At 64.0% G+C, this 26,031-nt stretch carries 30 protein-coding genes; 6 read left to right on the top strand and 24 right to left on the bottom strand.

The features are described from left to right. Window positions 1-173: 173 nt before the first annotated feature. Both NKI49_RS25960 and ykgO read right to left on the bottom strand, forming a co-directional pair. Window positions 174-788, bottom strand: a complete 615-nt coding sequence (locus NKI49_RS25960) for a tetratricopeptide repeat protein (RefSeq protein ID WP_352600299.1) — start codon at window positions 786-788, stop codon at window positions 174-176. A gap of 111 nt (window positions 789-899) precedes the next feature. Continuing rightward, window positions 900-1,025 carry a type B 50S ribosomal protein L36 gene (ykgO, locus tag NKI49_RS25955; protein WP_006327841.1) on the bottom strand — a complete coding sequence of 42 codons (126 nt, stop codon included), beginning with the start codon at window positions 1,023-1,025 and terminating at the stop codon, window positions 900-902. A 310-nt stretch (window positions 1,026-1,335) separates the two neighbouring features. Here ykgO and NKI49_RS25950 point away from each other — a divergent pair, with 310 nt between their 5' ends. Further along, window positions 1,336-1,689 (top strand): lysozyme inhibitor LprI family protein, encoded by a 354-nt coding sequence (locus NKI49_RS25950; protein ID WP_352600296.1) that lies wholly within the window; start codon window positions 1,336-1,338, stop codon window positions 1,687-1,689. 14 nt (window positions 1,690-1,703) lie between these two features. Here NKI49_RS25950 and NKI49_RS25945 read toward each other — a convergent pair whose 3' ends face one another. The 18 genes from NKI49_RS25945 to NKI49_RS25860 form a co-directional block, all read right to left on the bottom strand. Beyond that, complete coding sequence (locus tag NKI49_RS25945) at window positions 1,704-2,780, bottom strand: 5-(carboxyamino)imidazole ribonucleotide synthase (protein ID WP_352600294.1); 1,077 nt, start codon at window positions 2,778-2,780, stop codon at window positions 1,704-1,706. After that, window positions 2,777-3,274: a 5-(carboxyamino)imidazole ribonucleotide mutase gene (gene purE / locus NKI49_RS25940; protein WP_352600292.1), complete on the bottom strand. Its 498-nt coding sequence runs from the start codon at window positions 3,272-3,274 to the stop codon at window positions 2,777-2,779. Before purE ends, NKI49_RS25945 begins: the two co-directional genes overlap by 4 nt. A 102-nt stretch (window positions 3,275-3,376) precedes the next feature. Beyond that, complete coding sequence (locus NKI49_RS25935) at window positions 3,377-4,276, bottom strand: PfkB family carbohydrate kinase (protein ID WP_352600290.1); 900 nt, start codon at window positions 4,274-4,276, stop codon at window positions 3,377-3,379. Further along, complete coding sequence (locus NKI49_RS25930; protein ID WP_352600288.1) at window positions 4,273-5,148, bottom strand: MurR/RpiR family transcriptional regulator; 876 nt, start codon at window positions 5,146-5,148, stop codon at window positions 4,273-4,275. The genes NKI49_RS25935 and NKI49_RS25930 overlap by 4 nt, the downstream gene beginning before the upstream one ends. Further along, window positions 5,145-6,113, bottom strand: coding sequence for an ABC transporter permease (locus NKI49_RS25925; RefSeq protein ID WP_352600286.1), 969 nt, complete (start codon window positions 6,111-6,113; stop codon window positions 5,145-5,147). Before NKI49_RS25925 ends, NKI49_RS25930 begins: the two co-directional genes overlap by 4 nt. Before the next feature lie 9 nt (window positions 6,114-6,122). Further along, on the bottom strand, window positions 6,123-7,637 hold the full coding sequence (locus tag NKI49_RS25920) for a sugar ABC transporter ATP-binding protein (RefSeq protein WP_352600284.1): 1,515 nt from the start codon (window positions 7,635-7,637) through the stop codon (window positions 6,123-6,125). A 62-nt stretch (window positions 7,638-7,699) separates the two neighbouring features. Next, window positions 7,700-8,758, bottom strand: a complete 1,059-nt coding sequence (locus tag NKI49_RS25915) for a sugar ABC transporter substrate-binding protein (protein WP_352600282.1) — start codon at window positions 8,756-8,758, stop codon at window positions 7,700-7,702. Between the two features lie 44 nt (window positions 8,759-8,802). Further along, a complete protein-coding gene (locus NKI49_RS25910) occupies window positions 8,803-9,792 on the bottom strand; it encodes a TIM barrel protein (RefSeq protein ID WP_352600280.1) in 990 nt (329 codons plus the stop codon). A 163-nt stretch (window positions 9,793-9,955) separates the two neighbouring features. Beyond that, window positions 9,956-10,861 (bottom strand): anti-sigma factor family protein, encoded by a 906-nt coding sequence (locus NKI49_RS25905; protein ID WP_352600278.1) that lies wholly within the window; start codon window positions 10,859-10,861, stop codon window positions 9,956-9,958. Continuing rightward, window positions 10,858-11,397, bottom strand: coding sequence for a sigma-70 family RNA polymerase sigma factor (locus NKI49_RS25900; RefSeq protein WP_352600276.1), 540 nt, complete (start codon window positions 11,395-11,397; stop codon window positions 10,858-10,860). Before NKI49_RS25900 ends, NKI49_RS25905 begins: the two co-directional genes overlap by 4 nt. Window positions 11,398-11,443: 46 nt before the next feature. Beyond that, window positions 11,444-11,788 (bottom strand): cupredoxin domain-containing protein, encoded by a 345-nt coding sequence (locus NKI49_RS25895; protein ID WP_352600274.1) that lies wholly within the window; start codon window positions 11,786-11,788, stop codon window positions 11,444-11,446. An 18-nt stretch (window positions 11,789-11,806) separates the two neighbouring features. Beyond that, window positions 11,807-12,766 carry a metallophosphoesterase family protein gene (locus NKI49_RS25890; protein WP_352600272.1) on the bottom strand — a complete coding sequence of 320 codons (960 nt, stop codon included), beginning with the start codon at window positions 12,764-12,766 and terminating at the stop codon, window positions 11,807-11,809. Window positions 12,767-12,896: 130 nt separating this feature from the next. Then, on the bottom strand, window positions 12,897-14,102 hold the full coding sequence (locus NKI49_RS25885; protein ID WP_352600270.1) for an aminotransferase class V-fold PLP-dependent enzyme: 1,206 nt from the start codon (window positions 14,100-14,102) through the stop codon (window positions 12,897-12,899). 25 nt (window positions 14,103-14,127) lie between these two features. Beyond that, window positions 14,128-14,589 (bottom strand): RidA family protein, encoded by a 462-nt coding sequence (locus tag NKI49_RS25880; protein WP_027023517.1) that lies wholly within the window; start codon window positions 14,587-14,589, stop codon window positions 14,128-14,130. A 38-nt stretch (window positions 14,590-14,627) separates the two neighbouring features. Beyond that, entirely contained in the window at window positions 14,628-15,416 is a 789-nt protein-coding gene (locus NKI49_RS25875) for an amino acid ABC transporter ATP-binding protein (protein ID WP_352600267.1), read from the bottom strand. Window positions 15,417-15,420: 4 nt separating this feature from the next. Continuing rightward, window positions 15,421-16,071 (bottom strand): amino acid ABC transporter permease, encoded by a 651-nt coding sequence (locus tag NKI49_RS25870; protein ID WP_027023515.1) that lies wholly within the window; start codon window positions 16,069-16,071, stop codon window positions 15,421-15,423. A gap of 1 nt (window position 16,072) precedes the next feature. Next, entirely contained in the window at window positions 16,073-16,738 is a 666-nt protein-coding gene (locus NKI49_RS25865; protein ID WP_352600265.1) for an amino acid ABC transporter permease, read from the bottom strand. Between the two features lie 76 nt (window positions 16,739-16,814). Next, complete coding sequence (locus NKI49_RS25860) at window positions 16,815-17,645, bottom strand: transporter substrate-binding protein (protein ID WP_352600514.1); 831 nt, start codon at window positions 17,643-17,645, stop codon at window positions 16,815-16,817. 172 nt (window positions 17,646-17,817) lie between these two features. On the opposite strand from NKI49_RS25860, the gene NKI49_RS25855 reads away from it, so the two are divergent. Then, window positions 17,818-18,606 carry an IclR family transcriptional regulator gene (locus NKI49_RS25855; RefSeq protein ID WP_352600263.1) on the top strand — a complete coding sequence of 263 codons (789 nt, stop codon included), beginning with the start codon at window positions 17,818-17,820 and terminating at the stop codon, window positions 18,604-18,606. Window positions 18,607-18,639: 33 nt separating this feature from the next. Here the strand turns inward: NKI49_RS25855 and NKI49_RS25850 are convergent, their stop codons facing one another. Beyond that, window positions 18,640-18,843, bottom strand: coding sequence for a YdcH family protein (locus NKI49_RS25850; protein ID WP_027023511.1), 204 nt, complete (start codon window positions 18,841-18,843; stop codon window positions 18,640-18,642). 239 nt (window positions 18,844-19,082) lie between these two features. Between NKI49_RS25850 and NKI49_RS25845 the strand changes: the two genes are divergently transcribed. Then, on the top strand, window positions 19,083-19,262 hold the full coding sequence (locus NKI49_RS25845) for a YdcH family protein (protein WP_027023510.1): 180 nt from the start codon (window positions 19,083-19,085) through the stop codon (window positions 19,260-19,262). Window positions 19,263-19,282: 20 nt separating this feature from the next. On the opposite strand, the gene NKI49_RS25840 is transcribed toward NKI49_RS25845, so the two are convergent. Then, the gene (locus NKI49_RS25840; protein WP_352695811.1) at window positions 19,283-19,477 is read right to left on the bottom strand and encodes a hypothetical protein; all 195 of its coding nucleotides are present in this window, start codon (window positions 19,475-19,477) and stop codon (window positions 19,283-19,285) included. Window positions 19,478-19,569: 92 nt separating this feature from the next. On the opposite strand from NKI49_RS25840, the gene ispG reads away from it, so the two are divergent. The 3 genes from ispG (at window position 19,570) to NKI49_RS25825 (ending at window position 22,572) form a co-directional block, all read left to right on the top strand. Next, complete coding sequence (gene ispG, locus NKI49_RS25835) at window positions 19,570-20,820, top strand: flavodoxin-dependent (E)-4-hydroxy-3-methylbut-2-enyl-diphosphate synthase (RefSeq protein WP_352600260.1); 1,251 nt, start codon at window positions 19,570-19,572, stop codon at window positions 20,818-20,820. A 5-nt stretch (window positions 20,821-20,825) separates the two neighbouring features. After that, on the top strand, window positions 20,826-21,680 hold the full coding sequence (locus NKI49_RS25830) for a transglycosylase SLT domain-containing protein (protein WP_027023508.1): 855 nt from the start codon (window positions 20,826-20,828) through the stop codon (window positions 21,678-21,680). A gap of 139 nt (window positions 21,681-21,819) precedes the next feature. Further along, window positions 21,820-22,572, top strand: a complete 753-nt coding sequence (locus tag NKI49_RS25825; RefSeq protein WP_352600258.1) for a Stf0 family sulfotransferase — start codon at window positions 21,820-21,822, stop codon at window positions 22,570-22,572. 6 nt (window positions 22,573-22,578) lie between these two features. Here the strand turns inward: NKI49_RS25825 and NKI49_RS25820 are convergent, their stop codons facing one another. Further along, on the bottom strand, window positions 22,579-24,915 hold the full coding sequence (locus tag NKI49_RS25820; RefSeq protein ID WP_352600256.1) for a response regulator: 2,337 nt from the start codon (window positions 24,913-24,915) through the stop codon (window positions 22,579-22,581). Between the two features lie 351 nt (window positions 24,916-25,266). Next, window positions 25,267-26,022 carry an SDR family oxidoreductase gene (locus tag NKI49_RS25815; protein WP_352600254.1) on the bottom strand — a complete coding sequence of 252 codons (756 nt, stop codon included), beginning with the start codon at window positions 26,020-26,022 and terminating at the stop codon, window positions 25,267-25,269. Window positions 26,023-26,031 lie beyond the last annotated feature (9 nt).

The following is a 26,031-nucleotide window of genomic DNA, read 5'->3' as shown; positions in this document are numbered from 1 at the left end:
CAGTAGGGCAGTAGGGCAGTAGGGCAGTAGGGCAGTAGGGCAGTAGGGCAGTAGGGCAGTAGGGCAGTAGGGCAGTAGGGCAGTAGGGCAGTAGGGCAGTAGGGCAGTAGGTAGGTACTTCCAGGCGATCTCTCCTACTGCCTTACTGCCCTATTCCCGTACTCCCCTCAGCATCAGATGCCTTCGCCGGCAAGCTCTTCGGAGAGCGTGGCGACCTGGTCCTGGGCGCTGCGCATCATCGGATAGATCGCCAGTACCTTCTGCCAGGCATCGAGCGCCGACTGCTTGTGGCCGGTCTGAGCCATGATCTGCGCGAGGCCCGACAATGCACCGAAATGGCGCGGCTCGAGCTGCAGCGCATGGTCGATGTCGGACATCGACTTGCCGTAGTTCTTCATCATGAAATGCACGGTGGCGCGCCGGTTCCAGCCTTCCGCATAGCTAGGCTGCAAGACCACCACCTGGTCGAGGAAGTCGAGCGCGACGTCGAACTTCTGATTGTCCATCGCTTTTTGCGACCACTGCATCATCAGGTCGATCGAAGCGCTGCCGGATTGGAACCACTCGTTCCAGATGTTGCCGGCAATGCGCTCGGCCGCTTTTTCATTGCGCTCGCGTTTGAGATCGGTGAACAGCTGGTCGAGGCGGGCTTGTTTGGTCGGTGCCGCCGGCGGCGCGTCCGGGGTTGCCGGAGCCGCTGGTGCAGCCGCTTGGTCATCGGCCCGGGTCGGCAAGGAAAGACTGCCCGAAAGAACAAGAGCCGTGAAAAACGCAACAGGAATCCGCATCGCCCGAGCTTAACCCCGGGCGGCGGAACATCAAAGTGATTTTAGCGTGAGGAGGTCGGCAGACCGACGACAAACATCAATGGCCGAGGCAAAAAGCCTAAGTCCGAAAGCTCAGCCCTGACGCGCCTTGTAGCGCGGGGCGGTCTTGTTGATGATGTATACGCGTCCCTTGCGGCGAACCAGCTGGTTGTCGCGATGACGCGCCTTCAGCGCCTTGAGCGAATTCTTGATCTTCATGGTCTTGCCTGTCGGTGTGGACCCGGTCTGGGTCGAAATTTTAAGGCGCGCCAGAAGACGCGCCTTTGAACTGTGGGTGGCTCATAAACGAGGAGCCTTGTCCATGTCAACCGCAAGCGTGCTTCATAGCCGATATCGATGGCCCGTATCATCAAATATCCGCCATCCGCCCTTGGCGGCATTGCGGGGCCTGTGGCCGCCTGGGATGATGCTGTTCGTAGCGAAGTGATTGGGGGATGAAGATGCGCCGAGTTTTCCTGTCTGCCTGCCTTGCCGTGCTGGCAACGACCGCGGCAACCCGCGCGCAAGAATGCGACCGCGACGACGACAGCCAGCAGATGATAACATCTGTGCCGGCGAGGATTATCAAGCCGCCGATGCCAGGCTCAACGCAACCTACCAGGGCCTCATCAGTTCCGATGATGCCGATGACAAGAAATTACTGCAGGCGGCGCAACGAGCATGGATGACCTTTCGCGACGCCGAGTGCGCCCATTCCGCCGCGGCCAGCGCCGGCGGCTCGATCCATTCCATGGAGATCTCGCAATGCTTGGCCAGATTGACCAATGAGCGCACCAAGCAGCTTGCCGCCTCGGCCAATTGCGGGGAAGGCGATGCGAGCTGCGCCAGTCCCGACGAGGACGAAAGCGATGAGGTGCAATAGGCCCGTTTCCGGGGTCAGGTGCGACGGCTGATCCGGGTGAAATGACCCATCTTGCGGCCGGGACGTGCTTCCGCCTTGCCGTATAGATGCAGCATCAGGTCGGGCTCGGCGAGCAGTTCCGGGACGCGCAGCACGTCGTCGCCGATCAGGTTTTCCATTACGCAGTCGGAATGGCGGTCCGTGCTTCCGAGCGGCAGGCCGGCGACAGCGCGGATATGCTGCTCGAACTGCGAAACGACGCAAGCGGCCTCGGTCCAGTGGCCGGAATTGTGGACACGCGGCGCGATCTCGTTGGCCAGTAGAGAACCATCGGCCAGCGCGAAAAACTCGACGCCGATGACGCCGACATAGTCGAGGGCCGACAATATCTTCGATGCGGCCATTCGCGCCGCTTCCGCGGTCGCGGGCTCGATGCCGGCCGGCAAGGTCGATGTGTGAAGAATGCCGTTGCGATGGACGTTCTCGGCCGGATCGTAGGCGGCGACCGCGCCATCCAGCCCACGCGCCGCGATCACCGAGATCTCGCGCTCGAACGGCACCAAACTTTCCAGGACCAGCGGCACACCGCCCATTGCCTGGCAGGTGCCCGCAAGGCCGCCCGCCTCCATGTCGCGGAAGACGCGCTGGCCCTTGCCGTCATAGCCCATGCGCCGCGTCTTCAATATGCCGCTGCCGCCGAATGCCTTCAGCGCCGAGGCCAGGTCATGGTCGCTGTCGACGGGGCGGAAATCGGCGGTGGCAATGCCGATGCCATTGAGGAATGTCTTCTCGCTCACCCGGTCCTGCGCCACATCGAGCGCCCGCGCCGGTGGGTAGACCGGGACTGTCGCGGCGAGCGCATTGGCGGCCGCAACCGGCACGTTCTCAAACTCGTAGGTCATGACGGCGCTCGCCGCTGCCAGTTCGGCGAGTGCGGCCGGGGCGTCGTAAGCGGCTGTTATCTGACGGTTGGCGACCTGCGCCGCAGGGCAGTCCGCTTGCGGCTCGAGCACGACCGTGCGGTAGCCGAGGCGAGCGGCTGATATCGCCAGCATGCGGCCGAGCTGGCCGCCGCCGATGATGCCGATGGTCGCTCCGGCGGGCAGGCTCACGGCGTATCCGTCGGTTCAGCCGCGACCTTGGCGGTCTGCGAGGCGCGCCAGGCATCGAGGCGCTGGGCAAGCTTGTCGTCGTTCAGCGCCAGCACGGCGGCAGCCAGGAGGGCGGCGTTGACCGCACCGGCCTTGCCGATGGCCAGGGTGCCGACCGGAATGCCGGCTGGCATCTGGACAATGGAGAGCAGCGAATCCTGGCCGGACAGCGCCTTCGATTCCACCGGCACGCCGAACACCGGCAGCGGTGTCATCGCAGCCGTCATGCCGGGCAGATGTGCCGCACCGCCGGCGCCGGCGATGATCACCTTGTAACCGGCCGCCTTGGCGCTCTTGGCGAACTCATAGAGGCGGTCGGGTGTGCGATGCGCGGAGATGATCAGCCTTCTGTGCGGGATGCCCAGTGTCTCAAGCGTTTCGGCCGCGTGGCGCATGGTCGCCCAGTCGGACTGGCTGCCCATGATGATGGCGACGTCGGCACGTTGATCGTCCAAGCTTCTGCTCCCTGGCGACAAAGGCGGGCCTTAGCCGAATTCTCGCGGAGCCGCAAGGATAGGCGGGCACGGCCACCATCTGGCAACATGGAAATCGACTTGTCAGAGAGCGTGGCGCTCGGCCTCGGGGGTCGAGACCAACCGGGCTGAAGCGGCGTTGGCGGCGGCGACGGCCTTCCGCATCGGTTCCCCACGGGCAAGCGCCGCGGCCAGTGCGCCGACGAATTCGTCCCCCGCGCCATGCGTGCTGACAAGCTTGACCGGGATAGCCGCCAGCGCGAAGTCTTCTCCGGTTCGGCTGCAACAGGCGACGCCTTCGCCGCCCGCCGTGACAATGGCGACAGGGCAGAGATCGACCAGCCGCCGTGTGGCGTCCATGGCGCCATCGAGAGTTTCAACCATCACTTCACCGGCCAGGAATTCGGCCTCGATGGCGTTGACCACCAGGATGTCGACCAGCGCGATCAATGTCCCGGAAAGCGCGCGCGCCGGCGCGGCGTTGAGCACGACGCGGCCACCCTGTGCCTTGACCGCGCGTGCGGCGGCAATGTTGGCGGCTTCCGGCACTTCGTTCTGCAACAGAAGCACCGCCGTCCGGGCCACCATTTCGGAAGCCGAGGCAATATCGGTATCGGCCAGCGTCAGATTGCTGCCGGAGACGATCACCGCGCCATAGTCGCCGCCTTCGTCGAAGATCGCCACGCTCATCCCCGAGCCGGCGCCGGGCGCCACCCGCACAAAGCGTCGATCGACGCCGGCGCGGTCGAGATTGACGAGCAGTGCCGCGCCGAAATCATCGTCGCCGACGGTGCCGATCATCGCAGCGGAGGCGCCGGCCCGCGCCGCGGACACCGCCTGGTTGCCGCCCTTGCCGCCGCATTTGGGGTGCCAGGCATGGCCGGCCACTGTCTCGCCCTTGCGCGGGCGGTCGGCAGCTTCGACCATGATGTCGTAATGCAGGCTGCCGAACACGGTGACCAGCGGCTTTGTCTGCGGCGTCATGAGCCCCGGTCTTTTCGTTTCGACGCCACCGCCGACATGGTGCGGCCGAGATTGCGTTCCGCCGCCTGGTAGTCGCGCTGCGCCACCGCCACGAACAGTGCATCGAGAATGTTGAGCTGGGCGATACGCGCCGCCGCATTCTCGCCCATCAAGGGCGAACCCTGCGCCGTCGAGCACAGGACGATGTCGGCGATCTGGGCCAGGGGCGAGTTGTCGTAATTGGTGATGGCAAGCGTGCGGGCACCGTTCTTGCGGGCCAGCTGGATGGCGTCGATGACGGCGGACGTGTTGCCCGAATGCGAGAAACCGACAGCGATATCGTCGCCGCCGAGCAGCGAAGCCGACATCAGCATCATATGCGAATCGTCGTAGACGGAGGCGCGGATGCCGATGCGCAGGAATTTGTGCGAGACGTCGCGCGCGATCTGCGCCGACCCGCCGACGCCATAGAAATCCCGGTTCCTCGCACGATAGAGAAGGTCGGCGGCGCGGTCGAAATCCTCGATGTCGAGGATCGCCAGCGTCTCCTCCAGCGCCTGGATGGAGGTGCGGAACACCTTCTGCACGATCTCGGCCGAACTGTCGTCGGACGACAGTTCCTGATGCATCTCGGCGGTCGGCAGGCGGCTGTATTCATAGACGGCGGTGCGGAAGTCGCGATACCCAGAAAAGCCGAGCTTCTTGGCGATCTTGACCACCATCGCCTCGGACACGCCGGACTCTTCGGCGATCTGCTTCAGCGGAATGCTCTCATCGAAGCCGCGCCGGCCGAAGACGGTTTCCACCACCTTCGCCTCCAGCGGAGTGAGGTGCGGCATCATCATGCGGATGCGCGGTCCTACCGCTTTCAGGTCCAGCCCGCTCAAGGTCATCCACGCCCCCTCGTCACGCGATCGATAAGCATCGCGGCGAGGATTATAAGACCAGTTGCCAGAAGCTGATAGAAGGACTGCACGTTCATCAGCGTCAAACCGTTGCGCATGGCACCCAGGATGACGGCGCCGAGGATGGTGCCGACGATGCTGCCCTTGCCGCCCATGAGCGAGGCGCCGCCGATGGCAGCCGCGGCGATGGCGTCGAGTTCCCAGAGATTGCCGAGGATGGGCTCGGCGGCGCCCAATCGGCCGATCAGGATCTGCGCGGCAAGGGCCGCCAGCAGGCCGGAGATCATGTACGCGGCGATCTTGGTGCGGGCGATCGGCACGCCGGCGATGTAGGCCGCCTCTTCGTTGCCGCCGACGGCGAGCAGATATTCGCCGAAGGGCGTCTTTTTGAGCACGATCCAGGCGACGAAAGCCACGCCCGCAACGATGACGACCGCCAGCGGCAGGCCGAATAGCGAACCGTTGAAAACGGCGCGAAAGCCCGCGGGCAGGCCGAGCACCGGATTGCCGCCGGTATAGATCAGCGCCAGGGCCCTATAGGTGCTAAGGGTTCCCAATGTGACGATGAAGGGTTGCAGTCCGACATAGGCGACGAGGATGCCGTTCACCAGGCCGCAGCCGAGGCCGATGGCGAAACCGGCGGCGATGGCCAGCGGAAACGGTATGCCGGCAACCAGCATCGAGGCCGAGATGACGGCCGAAAGGGCCGCCGTCGGCCCGACGGATAGATCGATGCCGCCGGAGATGATCACCAGCGTCATGCCCAGCGCCAGGCAGGCATTGATGCTCGACTGCTGCAGGATATTGATGAGGTTGCGTTCGGCGAAGAAGCCAGGCACCAGCGCGCCGAAGACGGCCAGGATCACGACAAGGCCGATGAGTGTGCCGGCATCGCGCATGGAAACGCCGCGCAGGAATTCGGACCGTGGCTGCACAAGAGTGGTATCCGACATATCCGTCACCTACTGCCTTGCCTGCCATGCGGCCGGCGTTTGCGTTTGCGGGATGGCGTGCGCCGCGATTGCCTCTTCCGTGATGTCGCCACTTTGGAGTTCGGCGGCGATCGTGCCGTCGCGCATGACCAGCACGCGGTCCGCCAGCCGGATCACCTCGGGAAGCTCCGAGGAGACGACGACCACCGCATGGCCTTCGGCGGCGAGTTCCTCGATCAAATGGTAGATTTCCGCCTTGGCGCCGACATCGATGCCGCGCGTCGGTTCGTCGAACAGGAGGATGCGCGAGCCCGCTGCCAGCCATCGGCCAATGATCGCTTTCTGCTGGTTGCCACCGCTGAACAGGCGGATCGGCCGGTCGAGCAGGAACGGTCGCAGATTCACGCGCTTCATCTTGTCGGCCGCGGCCCGTTTAAGACTGGTATGATCGATCATGCCGCGCGGCGTGAACACGCCCATCGAGGCCAGTGCCATGTTGCTGGTGATCGAGCGCAACGGCACGATGCCTTCGCGCTTGCGTTCCTCCGGCACCAGGCCGATGCCGGCGGCGATGGCGTCACGCGGGGTTGCGAAGCGCATTGGCTTGCCGTCGATCGCCATGGTGCCGGCGGTAGCGCGGTCCGCACCGGCAAGAAGCCGCAGCAACTCGGTACGCCCGGAGCCGACCAGGCCGGCGATTCCGAGCACCTCGCCTCGATGCAGGTCGAAAGAGACGTCGCGCACCTTCGTCGCCGAGGCGAGCCCACGCACGCTCAGCATGACATCGCTGGAGGCGTAGGAGCGATGCTGTTCCTGCGCCAGTTCGCGGCCGACCATCATCGCCACCACCGCCTTTTCCGAAACGCGTTTCAGATCGACGGAATCGATGACGGCACCGTCGCGCATAATGGTGGCGCGCTGGCAGATGCCGAACACTTCGTCGAGCTTGTGCGAGACATAGACGACCGCGACGCCGTCGCGCGCCAGACCTTTTATGACTTGTGCCAGGCGCTGGAACTCGCTTGGCGTCAGGCTCGATGTCGGCTCGTCCATGGCCACGATGCGCGCGCGATCGAGCAGTGCGCGAGCGATCTCGACGATCTGCCGCTGCGCCACTTTTAGGCTGCCAAGCGGGGCGGCTGGATCGATGGACGGATCCATCGCCGCGAGAGCTTTGGCGGCCCGGCGCTGCTGCTCGCGCCGGGCGACGAAGATGCCGCCGCGCGTCACCGGATGACCGAGGAACATGTTCTGCGCGACGCTGAGACGTGGCACCTGCTGCAATTCCTGATGGATCATGGCAATGCCCGCCGCGCGCGCCGCAACCGGATTGGCGAGGGTGACCGGCCTGCCGTCGATCAGGACGCTTCCCGCTGTCGGCCGATAGACGCCCGACAGGATGCGCAGCAGCGTCGACTTGCCGGCGCCGTTCTCGCCGAGCAGGCCATGAATTTCGCCGGCGCCGACGGAGAAGGACACGTCATCGAGTGCCCGCACCGCCGGAAACACCTTGGAAATGCCGTCGAATTGCAGCCGGGCTGACATTGGTTCGATTTCTCCGGGAAGGTGCCGGCCAGCTGGCACGAGGCCGGCACCCGCCGCTCGGCCTACTGGCCCGCGGCAGCGTCTTCGAGGAGCGCCTTGCGCACGGCGTCGCCGGGGCCGGAATAGCGATCGGAATTGTCCTTGGTGATCAGCGCCTGCGGCGTGGCGACGACGCGCGGCAGCTTCTGCCCCGCGACCAGCCTCAGCGCCGTTTCCAACGCCACCTCGCCGGTCAGCACCGGGAAACTATCGACCGTGCCGGTCAGTTCGCCGGCGCGGATCGAGGCATAGGCGTCGGAGATGCCGTCGGTGCCGAACACGGCGATCTTGTCCTGGAGGCCGGCCGCCTTGACCGCTTCGACGATGCCCAGCGCCATGCCATCATTGTTGGCATAAAAGCCGATCAGGTCGGGATGCTGCTGGAGAATGTTGGTGGCCGCGTCGTATGAGGTCTGCCGGTCCCAGTTGCCGGGAACGCTGGCGACGACCTCGAATTTGCCGGCCTGCGTGATCGTCGACTTGAAGCCGTCGGTGCGCTGCACGGCCGCGTAGACGCCGGCCTGGCCTTCGACGATGGCGACCTTGCCGCCATTCGGACGGTTCTTGATGAACCATTTTGCGACGCGCACGCCGTTGTCGCGCTGGACGTTGCCGACATAGTGCTCGGCTTGCGGGATGACGGCGTCATTGACATTGACCACCGGAACATTGGCCGCCTTGGCCTGTTCCATGATCGGCTGGAGGTTGGCGTCCGTTTGCGGCGAGACGAGCAGCACATTGTAGCCCTGTGTCACCAGGCCCTCGGCGATGGTGAGCTGGCCGAGCTGATCGCCCTCGCTCTGCGCCGCCTGATAGACGACCGGCACGCCGGTTTTGTCGCCGAACGCCTTGTAGCCTTCGCCCAACGAACGCCAGTACTCGTTGGTCAGTGTCTTGGAGACGGCGCCGGCCTTTGTGCCTTCGGGCAGCTTGGGAAGCGCGCCGAACTTGGCCTCGACCTGCGACCAGTCGATGCGGTCCTTCTCGGTGTCGGAATTGAGCGGCGCGAGTTCGGCCGAAAGGGCCGAGCCCATCGATAGCGCCATAAGTGCGGCGGTGGCGGTAGCGAGCAGAAATTTCATTGTCTTCCTCCCTTGTTGAAAAACGGTCGTGGCCCGGCCGGGCCTCAGTTCTCCGGGCCGAGCATGAGTTCCTGGATGATGGCCTGCGCCGAGACCGCGTCCTGACCGTCGATGGCGGCGGACAAGCGGTTGTCCCGGTCGAGTCGGTCGACGACGCGCAGCATGCGCTTGACGGTCGCGATGTTTACCTCGCACTCATGCACCGGATCGAGCCCGGTCATGTCGGGGAACGTGTCGAAGTAGATGGCGCCGGCGTATCCGTCGCGGCGGATCTGGCGCAGCAGTTCGATCGTCTGCAGTGTATGCACCGCGCCGACCATCAAGCCATCGTCGCGCTTGGCGTAGCCGTCATTGAGATGCACGCCGAGCAGCTTGCTGTGGCGCGCCACCAAGGCGGCGGCGAAAGCCGGCTGTTCGTCGGCATAGAGCACATGGGCGAAGTCGAGCGTGACGCCGAGGTTGGGCAGGCCGACATCGCGGATCGCCAGCAGGGTTGTCGCCGCGTCCGGCATCAGGCTGTAAGAGCGCGGCTCGTTGGGTTTGTATTCGAGGCTGATCCGACAATCCGGATCATGTGCCGCGACTTCACGAATTCCATCGATTTCGTGTTGCCAGAGCGCCGCGTAGTCCGCCTGGAAGGCATAGTCGAAGCCATCCTGGCCGAGCCACAATGTCATCAGATTGGCGCCTGCCTCGCGCACGGCATCGATGCCGGCCTTGGTCATGTCGATCGCTTCACGACGCACTACCGGGTCGGGATTGGTGAAGGCGCCAAGCTTGAAAGCAGGATTGGAGTAGTAGCGCATGGCAAAGCCATTGATGGAAAGGCCGAGGTCGCCAAGCTTGCGTGCGATTTCGGCAGGCTTTTCGCCAACGTGGTCGGGAAAGTTGAGATCAAGATCGGTCAGTCCACCGACCTTGGCGGCGCGCGCCGCCATCTGCATCAGCGACGGCTTGCCGACAAGGCCCGGCCATTCAGTCTGCGGCCGCGAGGCAAAGGAGTTCAGGCGTGTTGCAAAACGATTGGTGGTCATGATCGGCCCTGTGTCGATCATAACTTCACACATATAAAAAAATTTGTAAAGTTACTATTTGGAATGGGGGAACTGCCTTTCGACGCGACATCGGCAGGTCCAACTGGCGCGGCAGCCTTCGAGCCCGCCGCCGCTGGGGAGGTGGTGAGCAGGAGGGGTCTGTCTACACCGCCGCCTTGCGGAAACGGGCGACGAAGTCGTCGAGTTCTGGCCGTTCCATGTCCGAGATCGCCCAATAGGAGAACGCGCCGTCGCTCCAGTGCACCAGCGAGAAGCCGCCTGACGAGAGATCGTCAGGCGCGGCCGTGCCGCCGCCCTGCTGCGGTTCGGCGACCAGCGTGATCAGGTGCTCGCGGTGGCGGTAGACCAGCGCCGGCACCGGCCGGTCGGCGATCACCTCGACCCGGCCGCCGATGAGGGCGTAGCCATCCTGCGCGAGATCGGGCGCCGGCGGCGAAACGCCGATCCGAGCGTCGAGCCATGGCTTGACCGTATGGCGGTCGGACGAGACGATGTCGATGGGGCTCGCCGCAAGCAGGCTGCGGCGATGGCCGCTGGCGACCGCCGCTGCAAAGCCGTCCGACGCGCTGTCGAACATCATCCATTGCGTCGCCCCGCTGGCCAGCACCGCAGTGACCACGATCGACGCGGCCAGCGCTCGCCAGTCGAACGAGCCGAAGCGGTGCGCCCTTGGCAGCGTCCGCATCTGCGATGGCCTTGTCCCCCGCCTCGCGGTTGCGTGGACCTGGTCCGCCTCTATCTGATCCGGCCGCGTCGACGGCTTGCCCCACTGCGGCTCCAAAGCCTCATCTTGTGCCGAATGTGCCGTGCCTGTCGCACCAAGTGCGGCGATGCGCGCTCGAAAGGCATCGCTGACATCGGGGCGTGGCAAGCGACCGACCGCCGCCTGCAAGGCGACGATGCGGGCATGTTCGGCGGCCAGCGCCGGGTCGGCGGCGATCCGCCGCTCCACCGCAAGTGCAGCCGCGGCGTCGAGTTCGCCATCGACCAGGGCGTGGATCATCAGCCTGATCCCCTCCGCGTCGTTGGGCAGTCCGTCGTCGCTCATGGCGCGCTCCCAAGTTCAGACATAAGCAGGCTCCGCGCCCGCGCCAGCCGTGACATGACCGTGCCCATCGCCACGCCGAGCATGGCCGAAATCTCGCGATAGGTGAGACCATTAATGTCGCGCAACACCAACGTCTCGCGAAACGGCTGCGGCAGTGCGGCGATCGCCGCCTCAAGCGCCGCCGTATCGGCCCTGGCGATCAGGCTCGCCTCAGGGCCATTCTCATCGAGCAGGCTGGGGCCGTGTGCTGCCGCCATCTCGTCGAGATCGCCGAGGTCGCCGACGGCCATGATGCCGCGCGACCGGTTGCGCGACATCCAGGTGTAGGCGGTGTTGCGCACGATGGTCAGCAGCCAGGCGCGGGCATTGCCGCCGGCATAGCGGGCGATGCCGGCATGCGCCTTCACGCAGGCTTCCTGCACGACATCCTCGGCATCGGCGGCGTTGCCTGTCAGCCAGCGGGCGAGCACAAGCGCATCGCCGAGATGCGGGAGCACCACCTCGCCGAAGCGCTCGGCCAGGGCCTTTTCGCTCAACACCGCTGCATGATCCGGCACTCCGGGCAGGTTTCGCCACGCCCCTTCAGGGAGCGACGGTGATCTTGCCCTGCATGTGCGGGTGAAGCCCGCAGAAATAGGCAAAGTCGCCTGCTTTGGTGAAGGTGAATTCATATGTGTCACCGGTGTCAAGGGCCTTGGAGCGGAAGGAAGAATCGTTGGCGACGACCTGATGCGGGATGTCGTCATCGTTCCTGAAGGTCACGGTAGTGCCGGGTTTGACCGTCAGCTCAGGTGGCGTGAAGGCGAAATTCTCTATTTTGACCATCGGCCCGTCGGCCGCGCGCAACGGCTGGCAAGTCGCCGTTGCCAAGCTGAAGGCCGCAAGGATCGCGGCCATGTGCCGGGCCGGAAGGCGTATGCAGATCATGGTGATTTCCTTTCCCGTTCAGGCGCCGGCGAGCGTCGTGTCGATGATGGCTAGATCCTGCCCGCCTTGCTTCACGGTGACGCTGCTGGTGCCGAGCAGGCCGCGCAACTGCCCAGCCGGCACCGTCATCGGTCCAGGCGATTGGGCAGTGCCAGGTGCGGGCTGTGGGAAGGCGGTCGAGCGCGCGGTGTGGAAGGTGACGTTGCCTTCCACCTTCTGCATGATCTGGTGGATATGGCCGTTGAGCACCGTGACCGAGCCGAAGCGCTTGAGCAGACCAAGCGCCTGCGCAGCGTCGTCGGTGCCCCAGCCCCATTCGGGATAGACGGCCCATAGCGGGATATGGGCGAAGACGACGATCGGCGTCGAGGCGCTGAGCGCCTTCAGGTCGTCGGCTAGCCAGGCCAGTTGCTCGGCGCCGAGATTGCCGAGCCCGCCAGCCCTGAGGTTGACGACATTGACCAGCGCCACGAAATGCACGCCGTTCTGGTCGAACGAATACCAGCCGGCGCCCTTGGTGCCCTTGCCGTAGCGCTCGAGATAGGCCTTGCCATTGCCGTCGTCGATCAAATCATGCTCGCCCGGCACGTAATGCACGTCGAAGCCGGCGCCGCCGATAATCTCGGCGGCGTTGTCGAATTGTGCGGCCTTGGAAAGATGGGTGATGTCGCCGGTGTGGATCATGAAGGCCGGCTTTTGCTTAAGCGCCTGGATCTTGCCCATCGCTTCCTTCAGCGTGTCGATGGCATGCGGGTTGGCCGCCTTGTCGAAGCCGATATGGCTGTCGGAGATCTGCAGGAAGGTGAAGCCGGTGGCCACGGCTTCGGCGGCCTCAGCGGCGCCAAGCAGGTTGAGCGACATCGGCACGCCGCCTGAAATCGTCCACAGCACACCCGTGCCGGCCCAGATCATGCATTCCAGCGCATGACGGCGGCTGATGCCGTCGCGTCCGCTGTCGTCATCGTGGTGATGGGTCATGTCGGTCTCCTCAACGCCCGGAGTGGCGTATGCTGAGGAGACCCGAGATGATGGCGGTTTATTCCCTGCGGGTGCAGGTCCGGTCGTTCACGGTCGCGTGATGGCGTGGCACGGCGCGGCCGTTCGCGGTCTAATCCGGCCAGCGCAAGGCGCCGGACGAATCCTTGCGGGGAGTTTTCATCGCATCGGCGGGGCGGTCCTTGGCGGTCAAGATGGCGCGCAGCCGTTCGGCGACGATCGCCGCCTCGCCGGGGTGGAGATTGCAGGGGTCGAGGAAGAAGTGGCCGCGCTCGACTTCGTGATTGCGCACGATGATGGGCGGCGAACCCGCGGCCAGTGCCGAGGCAAGGCCGGCGGCGGTGAACCGGCTCGCGGGCGACACGAAGATCTGCAGCCGGTCCAGAGGGTTGGCTGTCGGGTCCGGAATGATCTGCGCGACGATGCCAGGCAGTCCCTGCAGCGTGTCCTTCCACAGATCGAGGGCTGCCTCTTCGCGCTCGCGGATGCCGGCGTGGTCGCGCTTTTCCCAGGCTTCGAGTGCTGCCATGGTGCCGGCGATGCTTTCCTTGCCGACCTTCATGGCGCGCGCGACGCCGCGGTTCTGCAGATAGGCGGCGCGCACCAGGTCCTTGCGTCCGGTGACGATGCCGCTGGTGGGTCCTGACAGGAATTTGTGGCCGCTGTAGATGACGATGTCGGCGCCGCGCGCCAGGAAGCTGTGCAGGTCATATTCGGAAGCGGCGTCGACGATCACCGGGACGCCCCTGGCGTGGCAGATCTCACAGAATTCCTCTAACGACAGCATGCCGTACTGCACCGTGTGGTGGGCAACGACATAGAGGCCCGCCGCCGTGCGGTCGCGGATCGCGTCGCGCACATGATAGTCCTGCGTGACGCTGACCGTGCCGGCCGGCACCACCCTGGCGCCGGCCAGCCGGATCGACTGGTCGATCGGAGCACCATAATTGACGATGTGACCGAGCTGGACGATGACCTCCGACTTGAGACCCTCGGTGTCGTCCGGCAGGCGTTCGATAGCCAACAAGTTGGTCCCCGTCATCGCGCCGGCGATCGCCATGGTGATGCCGCTGGCGCAGCAAGCGGTGATGAAACCGGCCTCGCCGCCGGTCAGGCGCGCGACGACCGTGCTTGCGGCGCGCTGCAGATCGTCCATTTCCACCCATTGCGAAGCTATTTCGGACATGGCGCGGATCGCTTCCGGGACGATGATCGATGCGCCGAGCGCCGTCATCGTGCCGGAGACGTTGATGATCGGACGAAGGCCGAGCCATTCGCGGATCGTGGTGTTGGAACCAGTGTCGGAATAGGTTTTCATTTGAGCAATCCCGTGGATGGCAAAATCAGGCGGCGATCTCGACGACCGCTTCGATTTCGACAGTGATGTTTCCAGGCAGCGAGCCGACGCCGATCGCCGAGCGGGCATGGCCGCCGATCTTGTGGAAGACGTCCGCGAACAGGTCGGAACAGCCGTTGACCACTTTCGGATGGTCGCTGAAGGTCGGTATCGCGTTGACGAAGCCGAGCAGCTTGACGATGCGCACGATGCGGCCGAGATCGCCGGCGGCGGCATGCATGACGGCAAGCAGATTGAGGCCGGTGAGGCGGGCATGCTCATAGGCCTGCTCGACTGTGACGTCCTCGCCGACCTTGCCTGTGAACAGCGTGCCGTCCGCCCGCAGCGGTCCCTGGCCAGACAGGAAGATCAACCGGCCGCTTTCGGCATGGGTGACGAAGTTGGCGATGGGCGTCGGCGGCTCGGGCAGCGTCAGGCCGAGCTCGGCGAGACGGATGTAAGGCGTCATGGGAGAGGGCTCCTTGGGATGACTTTCACCACCCGATATCAGAAATGCGAGGCGCGGAAGCGCGCCAGGAAGGTGCGGAGGCGCTCATTGTCGGTGTCCGCCGCCAGGATCTCCTTTGGCGGGCCGACGGCGCTGACGCCGCCATCAGCCATGAAGACGATGCGGCTCGAGGCATCGCGGGCGAAGGCCATCTCATGCGTGACCATCACCATCGTCATACCATCCTCGGCCAGGCTACGCACGACTTCCAGCACCTCACCGACGAGCTCGGGATCGAGCGCGGAGGTTATCTCGTCGAGCAGCAGGATTTTAGGGCCCATCGCCACCGCGCGGGCGATGCCGACACGCTGCTGCTGGCCGCCCGACAATTCGGCCGGCAAGCTGTCGGCCTTGTGAGCGAGGCCGACCCGGCCGAGCCAATGTTCGGCAATCGTGCGCGCCTCGGCATTGCTCTTGCCGCGCACCTTGGTGAGGCCGAGCATGATGTTGCCGGCCGCCGTCAGGTGCGGAAAGAGGTTGAAGCTCTGGAACACCATCCCTGTTTCGGCGCGCATCGCGGCAAGGTCGCGCTCGCTGCGGCGCTGACGGGCTGCGGCTTCGCGATAGCCGACCTCCCTGCCGTCGATGCGGATCGAGCCGCTGTCGTAGCTTTCGAGGAAGTTGACGCAGCGTAGCAGCGTGGTCTTGCCGCTGCCGGAGGGCCCGATGACCGTCACCACCTCGCCCCGCTTCACCTCGAGACTGACGGAGCGCAACACCTCGACGGCACCAAACGCCTTGGAGACATTGCGCACTTCGAGCAGCGCGGGACTGGCGTTTGTGGACATGGTGCTATTCCCGAATGAAGGAGAAGCGCCGCTCCAGCCGCCGGCTGGCGAGCGATAGCGCATAATTGACGCCGAAGTAGACCAGCGCGCCGAGGATATAGAGCGGCATTGCCTCGTAGGTGCGGCCGATGACCTGGTTGATGGCCTGCATGAGATCGGTGATGCCGAGCAGCGAGACCAGCGCGCTGCCCTTGACCGCGTCGGTGACGCCGTTGATCCAGGGAGGCAGGAAACGCCTGAATGCCTGCGGGAAGATGACGTAGGCCAGCCGCTGGCGGAAGGTCAGCCCGATCGCCATCGCCGCTTCGGACTGGCCCTTGGGAATGGAGCCGACGGCGCCGCGCAGATATTCAACCACCTGCGCCGTCTTGAACAGAGTGAGCGCCGCCACCGCGGCCCAGAAAGACTGCAGATGCAGCCCGATCGCTGGCAGGCCGTAATAGACGAAGAACATCAGCACGAGGATCGGAATGCCGCGGATGGTGTCGCTGAAGACACGCACCGCCCAGCGCAGCGGCGTGGGGCCATAGACCAGGCCGACGCCCAGCAGCACGCCGATTATGAGCGACAGCACCACGACCAGCAGCGACACCCACAAGGTCAAGGCGAAACCCTGGGCGAGAAACGGCAAGGCATAGAGGATCTGGCTGTACATGTCAGCGCGCCGCCCTGAACCTGCGCTCGACGAGCCGCAGCGCGAATAGCAGCGCATAGCCGGTCAAGAGATACATAGCCGTCGTGACCAGGTAGACCTCGACGATGCGGAAGGTGTTGAAGTTGATCCACTGCGCGCCAAAGGTGAGCTCGGGCACCGAGATGACCGAAGCGATCGAGGTATCCTTGAACAGCGAGATGAAGGTGTTGGACAGCGCCGGCAAGGTGATGCGCAGCATGGTGGGCAGGCGCACATGGAGCAGTCGCTGCCAGGGCGTGAGCCCGATCGCCTTGCCGGCATCGAGCTGGCCGCGCGGGACGGCCTCCAGCCCCGAACGGAACACCTCGACCAGATAGGCGCCGCTGTAGACCGACAGCGTCGCGATAAACGAAGTCTGCGCGCTGTAGGCGACGTCGATGACGGTCGGCAGGCCGTAGAAGACGAGATAGACGAGCAGGATCAGCGGCACGTTGCGGATGAATTCGACATAGGCGGCGATGATGCCGCGCACCACACGTCCGGCCGAGACATACCAGACCGCCAGCACCAGCCCGATGACGATGCCGATGGCGATCGAGATGACGGCGAGCTCGAGACTGAGCAGCAGGCCGCCCCAGAGCTTGTCGAAATGCCGCCAGATCAGGTTGAAATTGAGGGCATAGCCCATGCGTCCGCCTCAGTGCGAAGCCGTCGGAGAAAAGGGGGCGAAAGGGCGCAGATTGCCGCCCTTCCGCCTGCCGGGATCAGATGACCGGGAAGCCGGGATGGCGGGCCGGCGGCTCCTGTCCGAAATAGTCCTTGAACGCGGCGTCGTAGAGCGCCGTTTCATGGCCGAACATGGCGATGGTGAAGGTCTGGTTGACGAAAGTCAGCCAGTCGAGATCGCCTTGCCGCAGTGCCGCGCCATAGAGCATCGAATACCAGCTCTTGCCGGCATCGAAGTATTTGTCCGGATTGCGCGAGGCGAGCCAGCGCACAGTCGAGAGATCGACCGCGGCGGCGTCGGCGCGCTTGGATTCCAGCGCCTGCAGCACATTGGCCTGGGTGTCGATTTGCATCACCTGCGCCTGCGGCAGGGCGAAATGCACCGAGTTTTCGGCATCGACGTTCTGCAGGATGGAGATGCGCGTCGCCGAACCGGCGGCAAGCAATTTGTCGAAGGTCTTGTTCTCGGCGGTGGGAAGCGTCAGCAAGGCAACGCCTTCGACATAGTAAGGCCTGGAGAAGTTGATCAGTTGCGAACGCTGCGCCGTCATGGTCATGAACTGGATGGTGATATCGACCTTGTTGGTGGTCACGTTCGGAATGCGCTGCGCCGGATCCTGCATGACGAACTCGACCTTGGTCGGATCGTCGAAAAGGCCCTTGGCAAGGATACGGCCCATGGTGATGTCCATGCCGACCAGTTCGCCGGCATCGTTCTCGAAGTGCCAGGGCGCGTTGGTGCTGCCGGTGCCGACGATCAGCTTGCCGCGATCGAGCACGGTGCGCAGCAGGCTATCGGATGCCGCCTGGGCGGCGGCCTTTTGGGCGTCGACCGTTGCCAGCACGCCAGCCGTGGCCAGTCCGGCCATTCCCATTTTCAGAAAATCACGTCTTCCGGATGTGTCGTTCACGGCGACCTTCCTTTCGTGTTGTTGTTCCCCTTTGAACGAGAGATACACGCGTCAGTGTTTGATCAAAATTGTCTCTTACAAGAGACGTATGTATCCTGTACAAGACAGATACTAACATCAGGAATCAACAATGCAAGATGGCAGCGCCTTGGTAATTTCAGCTGGCGAGAAGACGCCAGGCTCTCGTGAAAAGGGCCTCAACCGGGTGCTCGAGATTCTTGAGTTCCTTCATGCGACGCAGCGCGCGACCGGTATCGGCGACCTTGCCAAGGGAGTGAACGCGCCCCGCTCGACGACCTATACGCTTGTGCGCTCGCTGGTCGACGCCGGCCTGTTGGAAATGACCGGCGACGGCAACCGCGTCTATTTCGGCAAGAAGCTCTATCTCTACGGAATGGATTATGTGCGCGGCAACGACCTGTTGAGGCGCGGGCGCCAGGAGGTCGACAATCTGTCGCGCGAGACCGGCGAAACCTCCGAATTGTGCATGCTGCAGAGCGGACGCTACACGATCGTCCACGCTAGCCCTGGCACCAGGCCATTCCGCATCAGCTCGGCCACCGGCCTGCAGATCCCGCTGCCCTGGACCGCTTCCGGGCGGCTGCTTCTTGCGGGCTTCGAACGGGCTGATATCGAGGGCATGGTCTCGGACGACGATCTCGTGCTGCCTGATGGGCGCAGGATCGAGTTCGACGATTTCGTCGCCGACATCGCGACGGCCAAATCGACCGGCTATTGCGTTACCTCAGGGCTGGTCGACGCCTACACGAAATGCCTGGCCGCCCCCGTGTTCTCCGCTGCCGGCAAGGTCGAGGCGACAATGTGCCTAGTGGTACCCATCGATACGTCGACCGAAAAAACCGGCGAGCTCCTGGGCCTGCTGCGCGAACGCGCGTCCAGGCTTTCGATCGGCGGATAGTCGAAAAGGGACGAAGAGACCGGGCGTTGCCGCTTACGCGATGATGTCCGGGATGATCCTGTCTTCCAGCGCCATCAGCCGGTCCTTGAGCACCAGCTTCTTCTTCTTCATGCGCTGAATCTGCAGCGGGTCGCAGTTCATGGCGATCATCGCATTGATCGCGGCATCGAAATCGGCGTGTTCCTGCTTCAGCCGGGAAAATTCGAGGCGAATATCGGCCTGTTCCTGATCGGACATTCTCTACCGTGTGCACGTCTGCTACGCCCAAATAGTGGGCCTGATTTGGGCGGGGGCGGCAATTCTGCCACCGGCGCGCAGGCCATACCACATTTCATATTGCCGTGGAATGCTACCACGCAGCATTCGACATCGCCGACAGATGGTGGCACACTGTCACCGTGCCGTCACAGATGCGAACTTGCGGTGGACGCGCCTTGACGGTTGCATCGAGGAAACCATGAAAGGGAGAACCAATCATGTCTCTTGCATCCCATCTTGATGAGTTGCAGCGGAAACACGGCGACATCGAACGCGAGATCGATGACGCGATGAACCACCCGTCGGTGGACGACCTCGAAATCGTGAATCTCAAGCGACGCAAGCTGGCACTCAAGGACGAGATTGAAAAACTGAGGGCGCAACCCACCACGCATTGATACCCTCCTGACATAGCCGTCTACGATCCGCGGCTTCTCTGCCGGCAGCGCTTGTTGCCGGTGTGGTGTTTTTTGATTTGCAGCGCCCAGCTGCAACCGAAACGGGCATCCATTCGGGTCCATTGCCCTTTGGCCGTCGCCAGATCATGGATTGTTCTGGCGGCGGATTCCGGCCAGTGGCGACCTGTCGCCATTGACAAGCCATCTTTGCTCATCCACCTCATGCCGGACTTCAGCGCATCGGCCCGGAGCGTACTTCGTGCGTCCAAGCGGACGCATGGCGCTCCAGAGACAGAAGGCTGCCGGCATGACCGGATATTTTTCATCTCCCTTCCCCCGCCGCACGTCGGTTGGCGTCGATGTCGGCGGCGTGGTCGTTGGCGGCGGCGCGCCCGTTGTCGTGCAGTCGATGACCAACACCGATACGGCCGATATCGACCAGACCGTCGCCCAGGTGGCGGCGCTGCACCGCGCTGGTTCCGAGATCGTGCGCATCACCGTCGATCGTGACGAGAGTGCCGCCGCGGTGCCGCGCATTCATGAAAGGTTGGCGCGATTAGGCATCAACGTGCCACTGGTCGGCGACTTCCACTATATCGGCCACAAGCTTTTGGCCGACCATCCGGCCTGCGCCGAGGCGCTGGCCAAGTACCGTATCAATCCCGGCAATGTCGGCTTCAAGGACAAGAAGGACCGGCAGTTCGCGGCGATCGTCGAGATGGCGATCAAGCATGACAAGCCTGTGCGCATCGGCGTCAACTGGGGCTCGCTCGACCAGGAGCTCTTGACCCGCCTGATGGACGACAATCAGGCCAAGGGCTTCCCGCTGACGGCGCAGGAAGTGACGCGCGAGGCGATCGTGCAGTCGGCGATCCTGTCGGCTGAGATGGCGGAAGAGATCGGCCTTGGCCGCGAAAAGATCATCCTGTCGGCCAAGGTCAGCGGCGTGCAGGATTTGATCGCCGTCTACACCGAGCTTGCCAGCCGCTCCAATCATGCGCTGCATCTCGGCCTCACCGAGGCCGGCATGGGGTCGAAAGGCATCGTCGCCTCGTCTGCCGCAATGGGCATCCTGCTCCAGCAAGGCATCGGCGACACCATCCGCATCTCGCTGACGCCGGAGCCCAATGGCGACCGCACCCGGGAGGTGCAGGTGTCGCAGGAACTGCTGCAGACCATGGGCTTCCGGCAGTTCGTGCCGATCGTCGCCGCCTGCCCCGGCTGCGGCCGCACGACCTCGACCGTATTCCAGGAACTGGCCCAGAACATCCAGGCTGACCTCAGGAAAAACATGCCGGTGTGGCGCGAGAAATATCCCGGCGTCGAGAACCTCAAGGTCGCGGTGATGGGCTGCATCGTCAACGGCCCGGGCGAATCCAAACACGCCGATATCGGCATTTCGCTGCCCGGCACCGGCGAGACGCCGACGGCGCCGGTCTTCGTCGACGGCAAGAAGGCGGCGACGCTGCGCGGGCCGTCGATCGCGGCGGATTTCGAGAAGATGGTCGCCGACTATATCGAGCAAAGGTTCGGTCGCGGCAAGGCCGCGGCGGAGTAGGCACCATGCGGCGTTTCCCCGGGGTGACGCTGGTTCTGCTTTGCGTCCTGGGCTGCTCGACAGGTGTTCAGGCCGATCCGCCGCAATCCGCCAAGCAGAGGCTGATCGACAAGGTCTGCAACCTGATCCAGGCCCATGCCGACCAGAACGGCCTGTCCAGGGATTTCTTCGCCCGGCTGATCTGGAAGGAAAGCCGGTTCGATCCCAACGCCGTCAGTCCAGTCGGTGCCGAAGGCATCGCGCAGTTCATGCCGGGCACAGCCAAGATGCGGGGGCTCGGCAATTCCTTCGACATCAACCAGGCAATCCCGGCTTCGGCCAAGTATCTCGCCGAGATGAAAACCAGCTATGGCAACCTGGGACTGGCGGCCGCCGCCTACAATGCGGGCGAAAACCGGGTGTCGCGCTGGCTGGGTTCGGGTGGCTTTCTGCCGATGGAAACAGAGAGCTATGTCTTCGACATCATGGGCGAACCGGTCGACAAGTTCACCGACCGGGCCTATGCCGGGAAGATCCAGCCGCTTGACGCGAAGGCCGATTTTGCCGCCGCGTGCCGAAAGCTGCCGGTGATCATGTCGCGGACGGTGGCCATGGCCTCGATCAACGTAAAGCGATGGGGCATCCAGGTGGCCGGCAATTTCCGCCGCAGCGCCGCGATAAGCCAGTGGCTGCGGGTGCGGAGCCGTTTTCCGGCACTGCTCAGCGGGCATGATCCAGTGGTCAGCCGGGTGCGCACGCCAATCGGCCGGCGCGGCATCTATGCGGTCAGGATCGGGGTCGACGACCGCGCCGCGGCCAATGTCATCTGCCAGAAATTGCAGAGCGTCGGCGGAGCGTGCGTGGTGGTGCGCAACCGGTAGGTCAGGGGATTTTGCCGTACAGGAAAGCGACGTGCTGCAGCTGGTGTGTGCCCGTCGCATCGGCTTGGAATTTCGGGCATAGGCAGCCATCATCTCCCGGGCAACAGCCCCTGCCACTTGTGAGCAACAGGGCCGCAACATGTTCGATGGATACATTCTCTGCGGTACGCCGAGAACCGGGAGCACTTTGCTGTGCAGACTTCTGGCGTCTACGAAGACAGCCGGCGATCCCCACTCGTTCTATCGACGGCAGGACGTCGCGGAGTGGGCCGAAGAGTGGAACTTGCCCAGTCGCGGCACGATGAGCGAGCTCGAATTCCAGATCGCCTATCTCAACGCGGCGATCGCCGCTGGCAAGAGTGGGACAGGTGTCTTCGGGCTTCGTCTGATGCGGGAAAATCTGGATGAGCTCTCGGCGATCCTTGAGCAGATTTTCCCCGGGCTTCCGTCGGACAAGGCGCGTTTAGAAAAGGCATTTGGCCGTATCGTCTACATACATCTTTCGCGTGGGGACAAGCTCGCCCAAGCCGTCTCCCTGATCAAGGCGGAGCAGACCGGTCTCTGGCACGTCGCTCCCGATGGAACCGAGATCGAAAGGGTCGCACCGTCGAAAGAACCGCAATATGACTTCGACCGGATCAAACGTGAGGTCACGGAACTCGAGACTTATGATGCCGCCTGGAATGCCTGGTTCGCGGAGCAAGACGTAACCCCGCTGCGGATTGGCTATGAGCGTCTTTCCGCCAACCCGGCCGCGACATTGCTCGACATCTGCGAAGCCCTGGGCGTCCATTCACCCAATGCCGAGGATGTAAGGCCGGGCGTTGCAAAGCTCTCCGATGAGACAAGCCTCGCTTGGATGCGCCGCTATCAGTTGGACGCAGCCGTCTGACGCCGGCTAGGCGGTCTTCGCCACCACTGTCTCGCTGAGCCAGGTGCCGATCTTGGCGCCGAGGCGGTCCGGCGAAACCGGCTTCGGCAGGTAGTCGTCCATGCCGGCATCGATGCATTTGTCGCGGTCGCCCTTCAGGGCATGCGCGGTGACGCCGATGATCGGTATGTGGGCGCCCGCCGGGGCCTCCATGGCCCTTATGGCGCGGGTCGCCTCGTAGCCGTTCATCTCGGGCATCGAGACGTCCATCAGGATCAGCCTGGGGCGCAGCGACCGGTACATTTCGACCGCGGTGCGGCCGTTGCCGGCGATGCGGTAGCTCAAGCCCAACCCGTTGAGGATCTGGCCGAACACCAGCTGGTTGACGTCATTGTCCTCGGCGATGAGGATGTCGATCGGGCCGTTCGGCGTGGCCATCGATTCCGGCGCCGGGGCGACCGGCATGGCCGGGCCGCGGATGACGGTGAAGGCGGGCGCCGCTGCCGGCGGCGGCCGGACCGGTTCACGAACGAACTGCGCCTTGCCGACCTGCGAACGGGCCTTCTGGACGACCGAAATGACAGTGCCGAGCAGGACCGCGGAGCGCGCCGGCTTGGTCAGATGCGCGGCAATTCCAAAATCGATGATCATCTTGCCGAAATCGACCTGGTCGACCGAGGTCAGCAGAACGACCGGAATGCTGGACAGGCGGCTGTCGGCGGCAATCGCCCTGGCGACATCGGCGCCGTTCATGCCGGGCATCTGGTAATCGAGGATGATGCAGTCCACGGCGGCACCCAGCTGCCAGGCGCGATCGAGGAAGGCCAGCCCAATGGCGCCGCTTTCGGCGGCGGCGCAATCGAAGCTCCAGCCTCTGAGCTGTTCGAGCAGGATCTCACGGTTGACCGGATTGTCATCGATGACCAGCACGCGCGCGCCGGTGACGTCGACCGGCACGGCCGCGTCGCGTGTGTCGGCGTGGTGCGCGGGCAGCGGCACCGCGAACCAGAAGACGGAGCCACGGCCGATCTCGCTCTCGACGCCGATCTTGCCAGCCATCAGGTCGACGAGGCGAGCGGCGATGGCAAGCCCAAGGCCGGTGCCTTCGTGGCGGCGGGTCGAGGAGCCGTCGACCTGCGCGAATTTCTCGAACACGTTCTGAAGCTTCTCGGCCGGAATGCCGATGCCGGTGTCCTCGACGCGGAGCTTGAGCTGGACGACATCGTTGACGATTTCACCGCCGACATCGATCAGCACATGGCCCTTCTCGGTGAACTTCACCGCGTTGCCGACCAAGTTGGTGACGATCTGCCGGAACCGTCCGGCGTCGCCGACGACATGGGCGGGAAGGCGCGGGTCGACACGTACGATCAGTTCGAGGTTCTTTTCGGCGACCCGCGCCGATACCAGGGTGGCGACATCCTCGACCGCTTCGGTAAGGCGGAAGGGAGCGGGGTCGAGCGTCAGCTGGCCGGCATTGATCTTGGAGAAATCGAGGATGTCGTTGATGATGGTGAGCAGCGCGTTGCCCGATTTGACGATGACGTCGGTGAAGGTCTTCTGGCGCGTGGTCAGCTCGGTCTTGGCCAGGAGTTCGGCCATGCCAAGCACGCCGTTCATCGGCGTGCGGATCTCGTGGCTCATATTGGCCAGGAATTCCGATTTGGCGCGGTCGGCGGCCTCTGCCTTGGACAGGGATTCGGCCGATTGGGCGAAGGCGCGGCGGATGGCCTTTTCCATCGGCCGGAAGATCCAGAAGGCGACGATGGCCAGGACGGCGAACAGCAGACCGGTCGCCCAGAGCAGGAGCCGGTCACTGGAAGCGTCGGCCAAATGGCGCTCGCCGTCCATCGCGGTGCGGACACGAACCAGCATCGGTTGGGTAAACAGGTCATTCTGATTGCGAATTTCGCGATAGCTCCACTCGTCGACCTTCTGCGCCACCGACATCAGGTTGAAGTTACGCACCATGTCGCGCGGCGACCAGAACAGGTCACCGTTGACGGACGCGGATTCGAGCTCGTTGATGGTGCTGGTCGACAGGCGAGAGCGTATCGCGGCGAGCTGTGCCGTAAGTGTCTCTATCTCGCCGGTCAGGCGCTCGGAATGGCCGCGCGCCGACGCGGTCAGCGCATCGCGCGTTTCGGTTCGCCAGGCGGTGCCGGTTGTCTCGGCGAAGCTGGTTGCGTTGCGCAGGTCGCGGGCGAAGACGACAAGATTGCTGCTCAGGGCATCGATCTGGTGGCGGAAGGAATTGACGCGATCGAGCGCGCCCATGATGGCGGCGGAAGCCAGCGCGAAAATCAACAATCCTGAAAGATAGCGAACCCGGACAGACCGGATGAAGGAAGAATATTCCGGCATGCGCAACCCCAACACATACGCATTATTTTAATGGTCGGGATTACGCTTCATTTACATTAAGATTTCGTTCGCGCGGACATGCCGGGAATGACCGCCGGTCAAGTGATCCTGCACTCCATTTCGTGCGTGTGCCCGCCACGAACCTAAACCTCGTTCCATCAATTACACGCCTACAGGCCCGTAGCCGCCATCATACGGATTTTCCTGCTGGAAACACATCATCGCGAGTGCGCGGCTGTCGTCGCTCGCTTCATCAGCGACGTGGACACCGGCGCGTTCCAGGATCGCACCGGATGACGGCGGCAGCGGGAAAATTCGGCGAACCTGTGAGATGTTGTCCGACGTGCCCGATCAGATCGATGCCGTGATGCCGCCGTCGACATAGAGGATATGGCCGTTGACGAAGGACGAGGCATCGGAGGCCAGGAAGACGCAGGCCCCGACCAGTTCTTCGACCTTGCCCCAGCGGCCGGCCGGCGTGCGCTTTTCGAGCCAGGCGCTGAATGCCGGGTCGGCGACAAGTGCCGCGTTGAGCGGCGTGTCGAAATAGCCTGGCGCGATCGCGTTGCATTGCAGGCCGTGTTTGGCCCAGTCGGCCGCCATGCCCTTGGTCAGGTTGCCAACCGCGCCTTTGGTAGCCGTGTAGGGTGCGATGCCCGGGCGGGCGAGTGCGGTCTGCACGCTGGCGATGTTGATGATCTTGCCGCGGCCACGCCCGATCATGTGACGGGCGACCGCCTGGCCGACATGGAAGACGCTGGCGACGTTGGCCTGCAGCAGGCGCTCGAACGCGTCGGCGGGAAAGTCCTCGAGGGGCGAGCGGAATTGCATCCCGGCATTGTTGACCAGTATGTCGATACGCCCGCCCGACAGCTCGAAACCGTCGATCTCGGAGCGGACGGCATCATGATCGGTCGCGTCGAAGGCGAGTGCTTCCGCGCCGGGGATCTGTGCCGCCGCCGCGGCGAGCTTCGCCGCGTCACGGCCATTGAGGACGACCTTGGCACCGGCTTCTGCCAAGCCTTTTGCCAGGGCGAACCCAATGCCTTGCGACGAGCCGGTTACCAGTGCCCGGCGCCCGGTGAGATCGAACATATTGGACGACATCGACCCTGA

Source organism: Mesorhizobium sp. M0587 (genome assembly GCF_040320945.1).
Lineage (GTDB): Bacteria > Pseudomonadota > Alphaproteobacteria > Rhizobiales > Rhizobiaceae > Mesorhizobium.
The sequence above is the reverse complement of the archived record's forward strand: the minus strand, read 5'-3'. Positions and strand labels throughout refer to the sequence as shown.

Bases quoted from the DNA above. Each gene is read 5' to 3' on its own strand.
- NKI49_RS25960 (WP_352600299.1), bottom strand. From the start codon at position 788: ATGCGGATTCCTGTTGCGTTTTTCACGGCTCTTGTTCTTTCGGGCAGT.
- ykgO (WP_006327841.1), bottom strand. From the start codon at position 1,025: ATGAAGATCAAGAATTCGCTCAAGGCGCTGAAGGCGCGTCATCGCGAC.
- NKI49_RS25950 (WP_352600296.1), top strand. From the start codon at position 1,336: ATGCGACCGCGACGACGACAGCCAGCAGATGATAACATCTGTGCCGGC.
- NKI49_RS25935 (WP_352600290.1), bottom strand. From the start codon at position 4,276: ATGACGCCGCAGACAAAGCCGCTGGTCACCGTGTTCGGCAGCCTGCAT.
- NKI49_RS25930 (WP_352600288.1), bottom strand. From the start codon at position 5,148: ATGACCTTGAGCGGGCTGGACCTGAAAGCGGTAGGACCGCGCATCCGC.
- NKI49_RS25925 (WP_352600286.1), bottom strand. From the start codon at position 6,113: ATGTCGGATACCACTCTTGTGCAGCCACGGTCCGAATTCCTGCGCGGC.
- NKI49_RS25920 (WP_352600284.1), bottom strand. From the start codon at position 7,637: ATGTCAGCCCGGCTGCAATTCGACGGCATTTCCAAGGTGTTTCCGGCG.
- NKI49_RS25915 (WP_352600282.1), bottom strand. From the start codon at position 8,758: ATGAAATTTCTGCTCGCTACCGCCACCGCCGCACTTATGGCGCTATCG.
- NKI49_RS25910 (WP_352600280.1), bottom strand. From the start codon at position 9,792: ATGACCACCAATCGTTTTGCAACACGCCTGAACTCCTTTGCCTCGCGG.
- NKI49_RS25905 (WP_352600278.1), bottom strand. From the start codon at position 10,861: ATGAGCGACGACGGACTGCCCAACGACGCGGAGGGGATCAGGCTGATG.
- NKI49_RS25895 (WP_352600274.1), bottom strand. From the start codon at position 11,788: ATGATCTGCATACGCCTTCCGGCCCGGCACATGGCCGCGATCCTTGCG.
- NKI49_RS25890 (WP_352600272.1), bottom strand. From the start codon at position 12,766: ATGACCCATCACCACGATGACGACAGCGGACGCGACGGCATCAGCCGC.
- NKI49_RS25885 (WP_352600270.1), bottom strand. From the start codon at position 14,102: ATGAAAACCTATTCCGACACTGGTTCCAACACCACGATCCGCGAATGG.
- NKI49_RS25880 (WP_027023517.1), bottom strand. From the start codon at position 14,589: ATGACGCCTTACATCCGTCTCGCCGAGCTCGGCCTGACGCTGCCCGAG.
- NKI49_RS25875 (WP_352600267.1), bottom strand. From the start codon at position 15,416: ATGTCCACAAACGCCAGTCCCGCGCTGCTCGAAGTGCGCAATGTCTCC.
- NKI49_RS25870 (WP_027023515.1), bottom strand. From the start codon at position 16,071: ATGTACAGCCAGATCCTCTATGCCTTGCCGTTTCTCGCCCAGGGTTTC.
- NKI49_RS25865 (WP_352600265.1), bottom strand. From the start codon at position 16,738: ATGGGCTATGCCCTCAATTTCAACCTGATCTGGCGGCATTTCGACAAG.
- NKI49_RS25860 (WP_352600514.1), bottom strand. From the start codon at position 17,645: ATGGCCGGACTGGCCACGGCTGGCGTGCTGGCAACGGTCGACGCCCAA.
- NKI49_RS25855 (WP_352600263.1), top strand. From the start codon at position 17,818: ATGCAAGATGGCAGCGCCTTGGTAATTTCAGCTGGCGAGAAGACGCCA.
- NKI49_RS25850 (WP_027023511.1), bottom strand. From the start codon at position 18,843: ATGTCCGATCAGGAACAGGCCGATATTCGCCTCGAATTTTCCCGGCTG.
- NKI49_RS25845 (WP_027023510.1), top strand. From the start codon at position 19,083: ATGTCTCTTGCATCCCATCTTGATGAGTTGCAGCGGAAACACGGCGAC.
- NKI49_RS25840 (WP_352695811.1), bottom strand. From the start codon at position 19,477: ATGAGCAAAGATGGCTTGTCAATGGCGACAGGTCGCCACTGGCCGGAA.
- ispG (WP_352600260.1), top strand. From the start codon at position 19,570: ATGACCGGATATTTTTCATCTCCCTTCCCCCGCCGCACGTCGGTTGGC.
- NKI49_RS25830 (WP_027023508.1), top strand. From the start codon at position 20,826: ATGCGGCGTTTCCCCGGGGTGACGCTGGTTCTGCTTTGCGTCCTGGGC.
- NKI49_RS25825 (WP_352600258.1), top strand. From the start codon at position 21,820: ATGTTCGATGGATACATTCTCTGCGGTACGCCGAGAACCGGGAGCACT.
- NKI49_RS25820 (WP_352600256.1), bottom strand. From the start codon at position 24,915: ATGCCGGAATATTCTTCCTTCATCCGGTCTGTCCGGGTTCGCTATCTT.
- NKI49_RS25815 (WP_352600254.1), bottom strand. From the start codon at position 26,022: ATGTCGTCCAATATGTTCGATCTCACCGGGCGCCGGGCACTGGTAACC.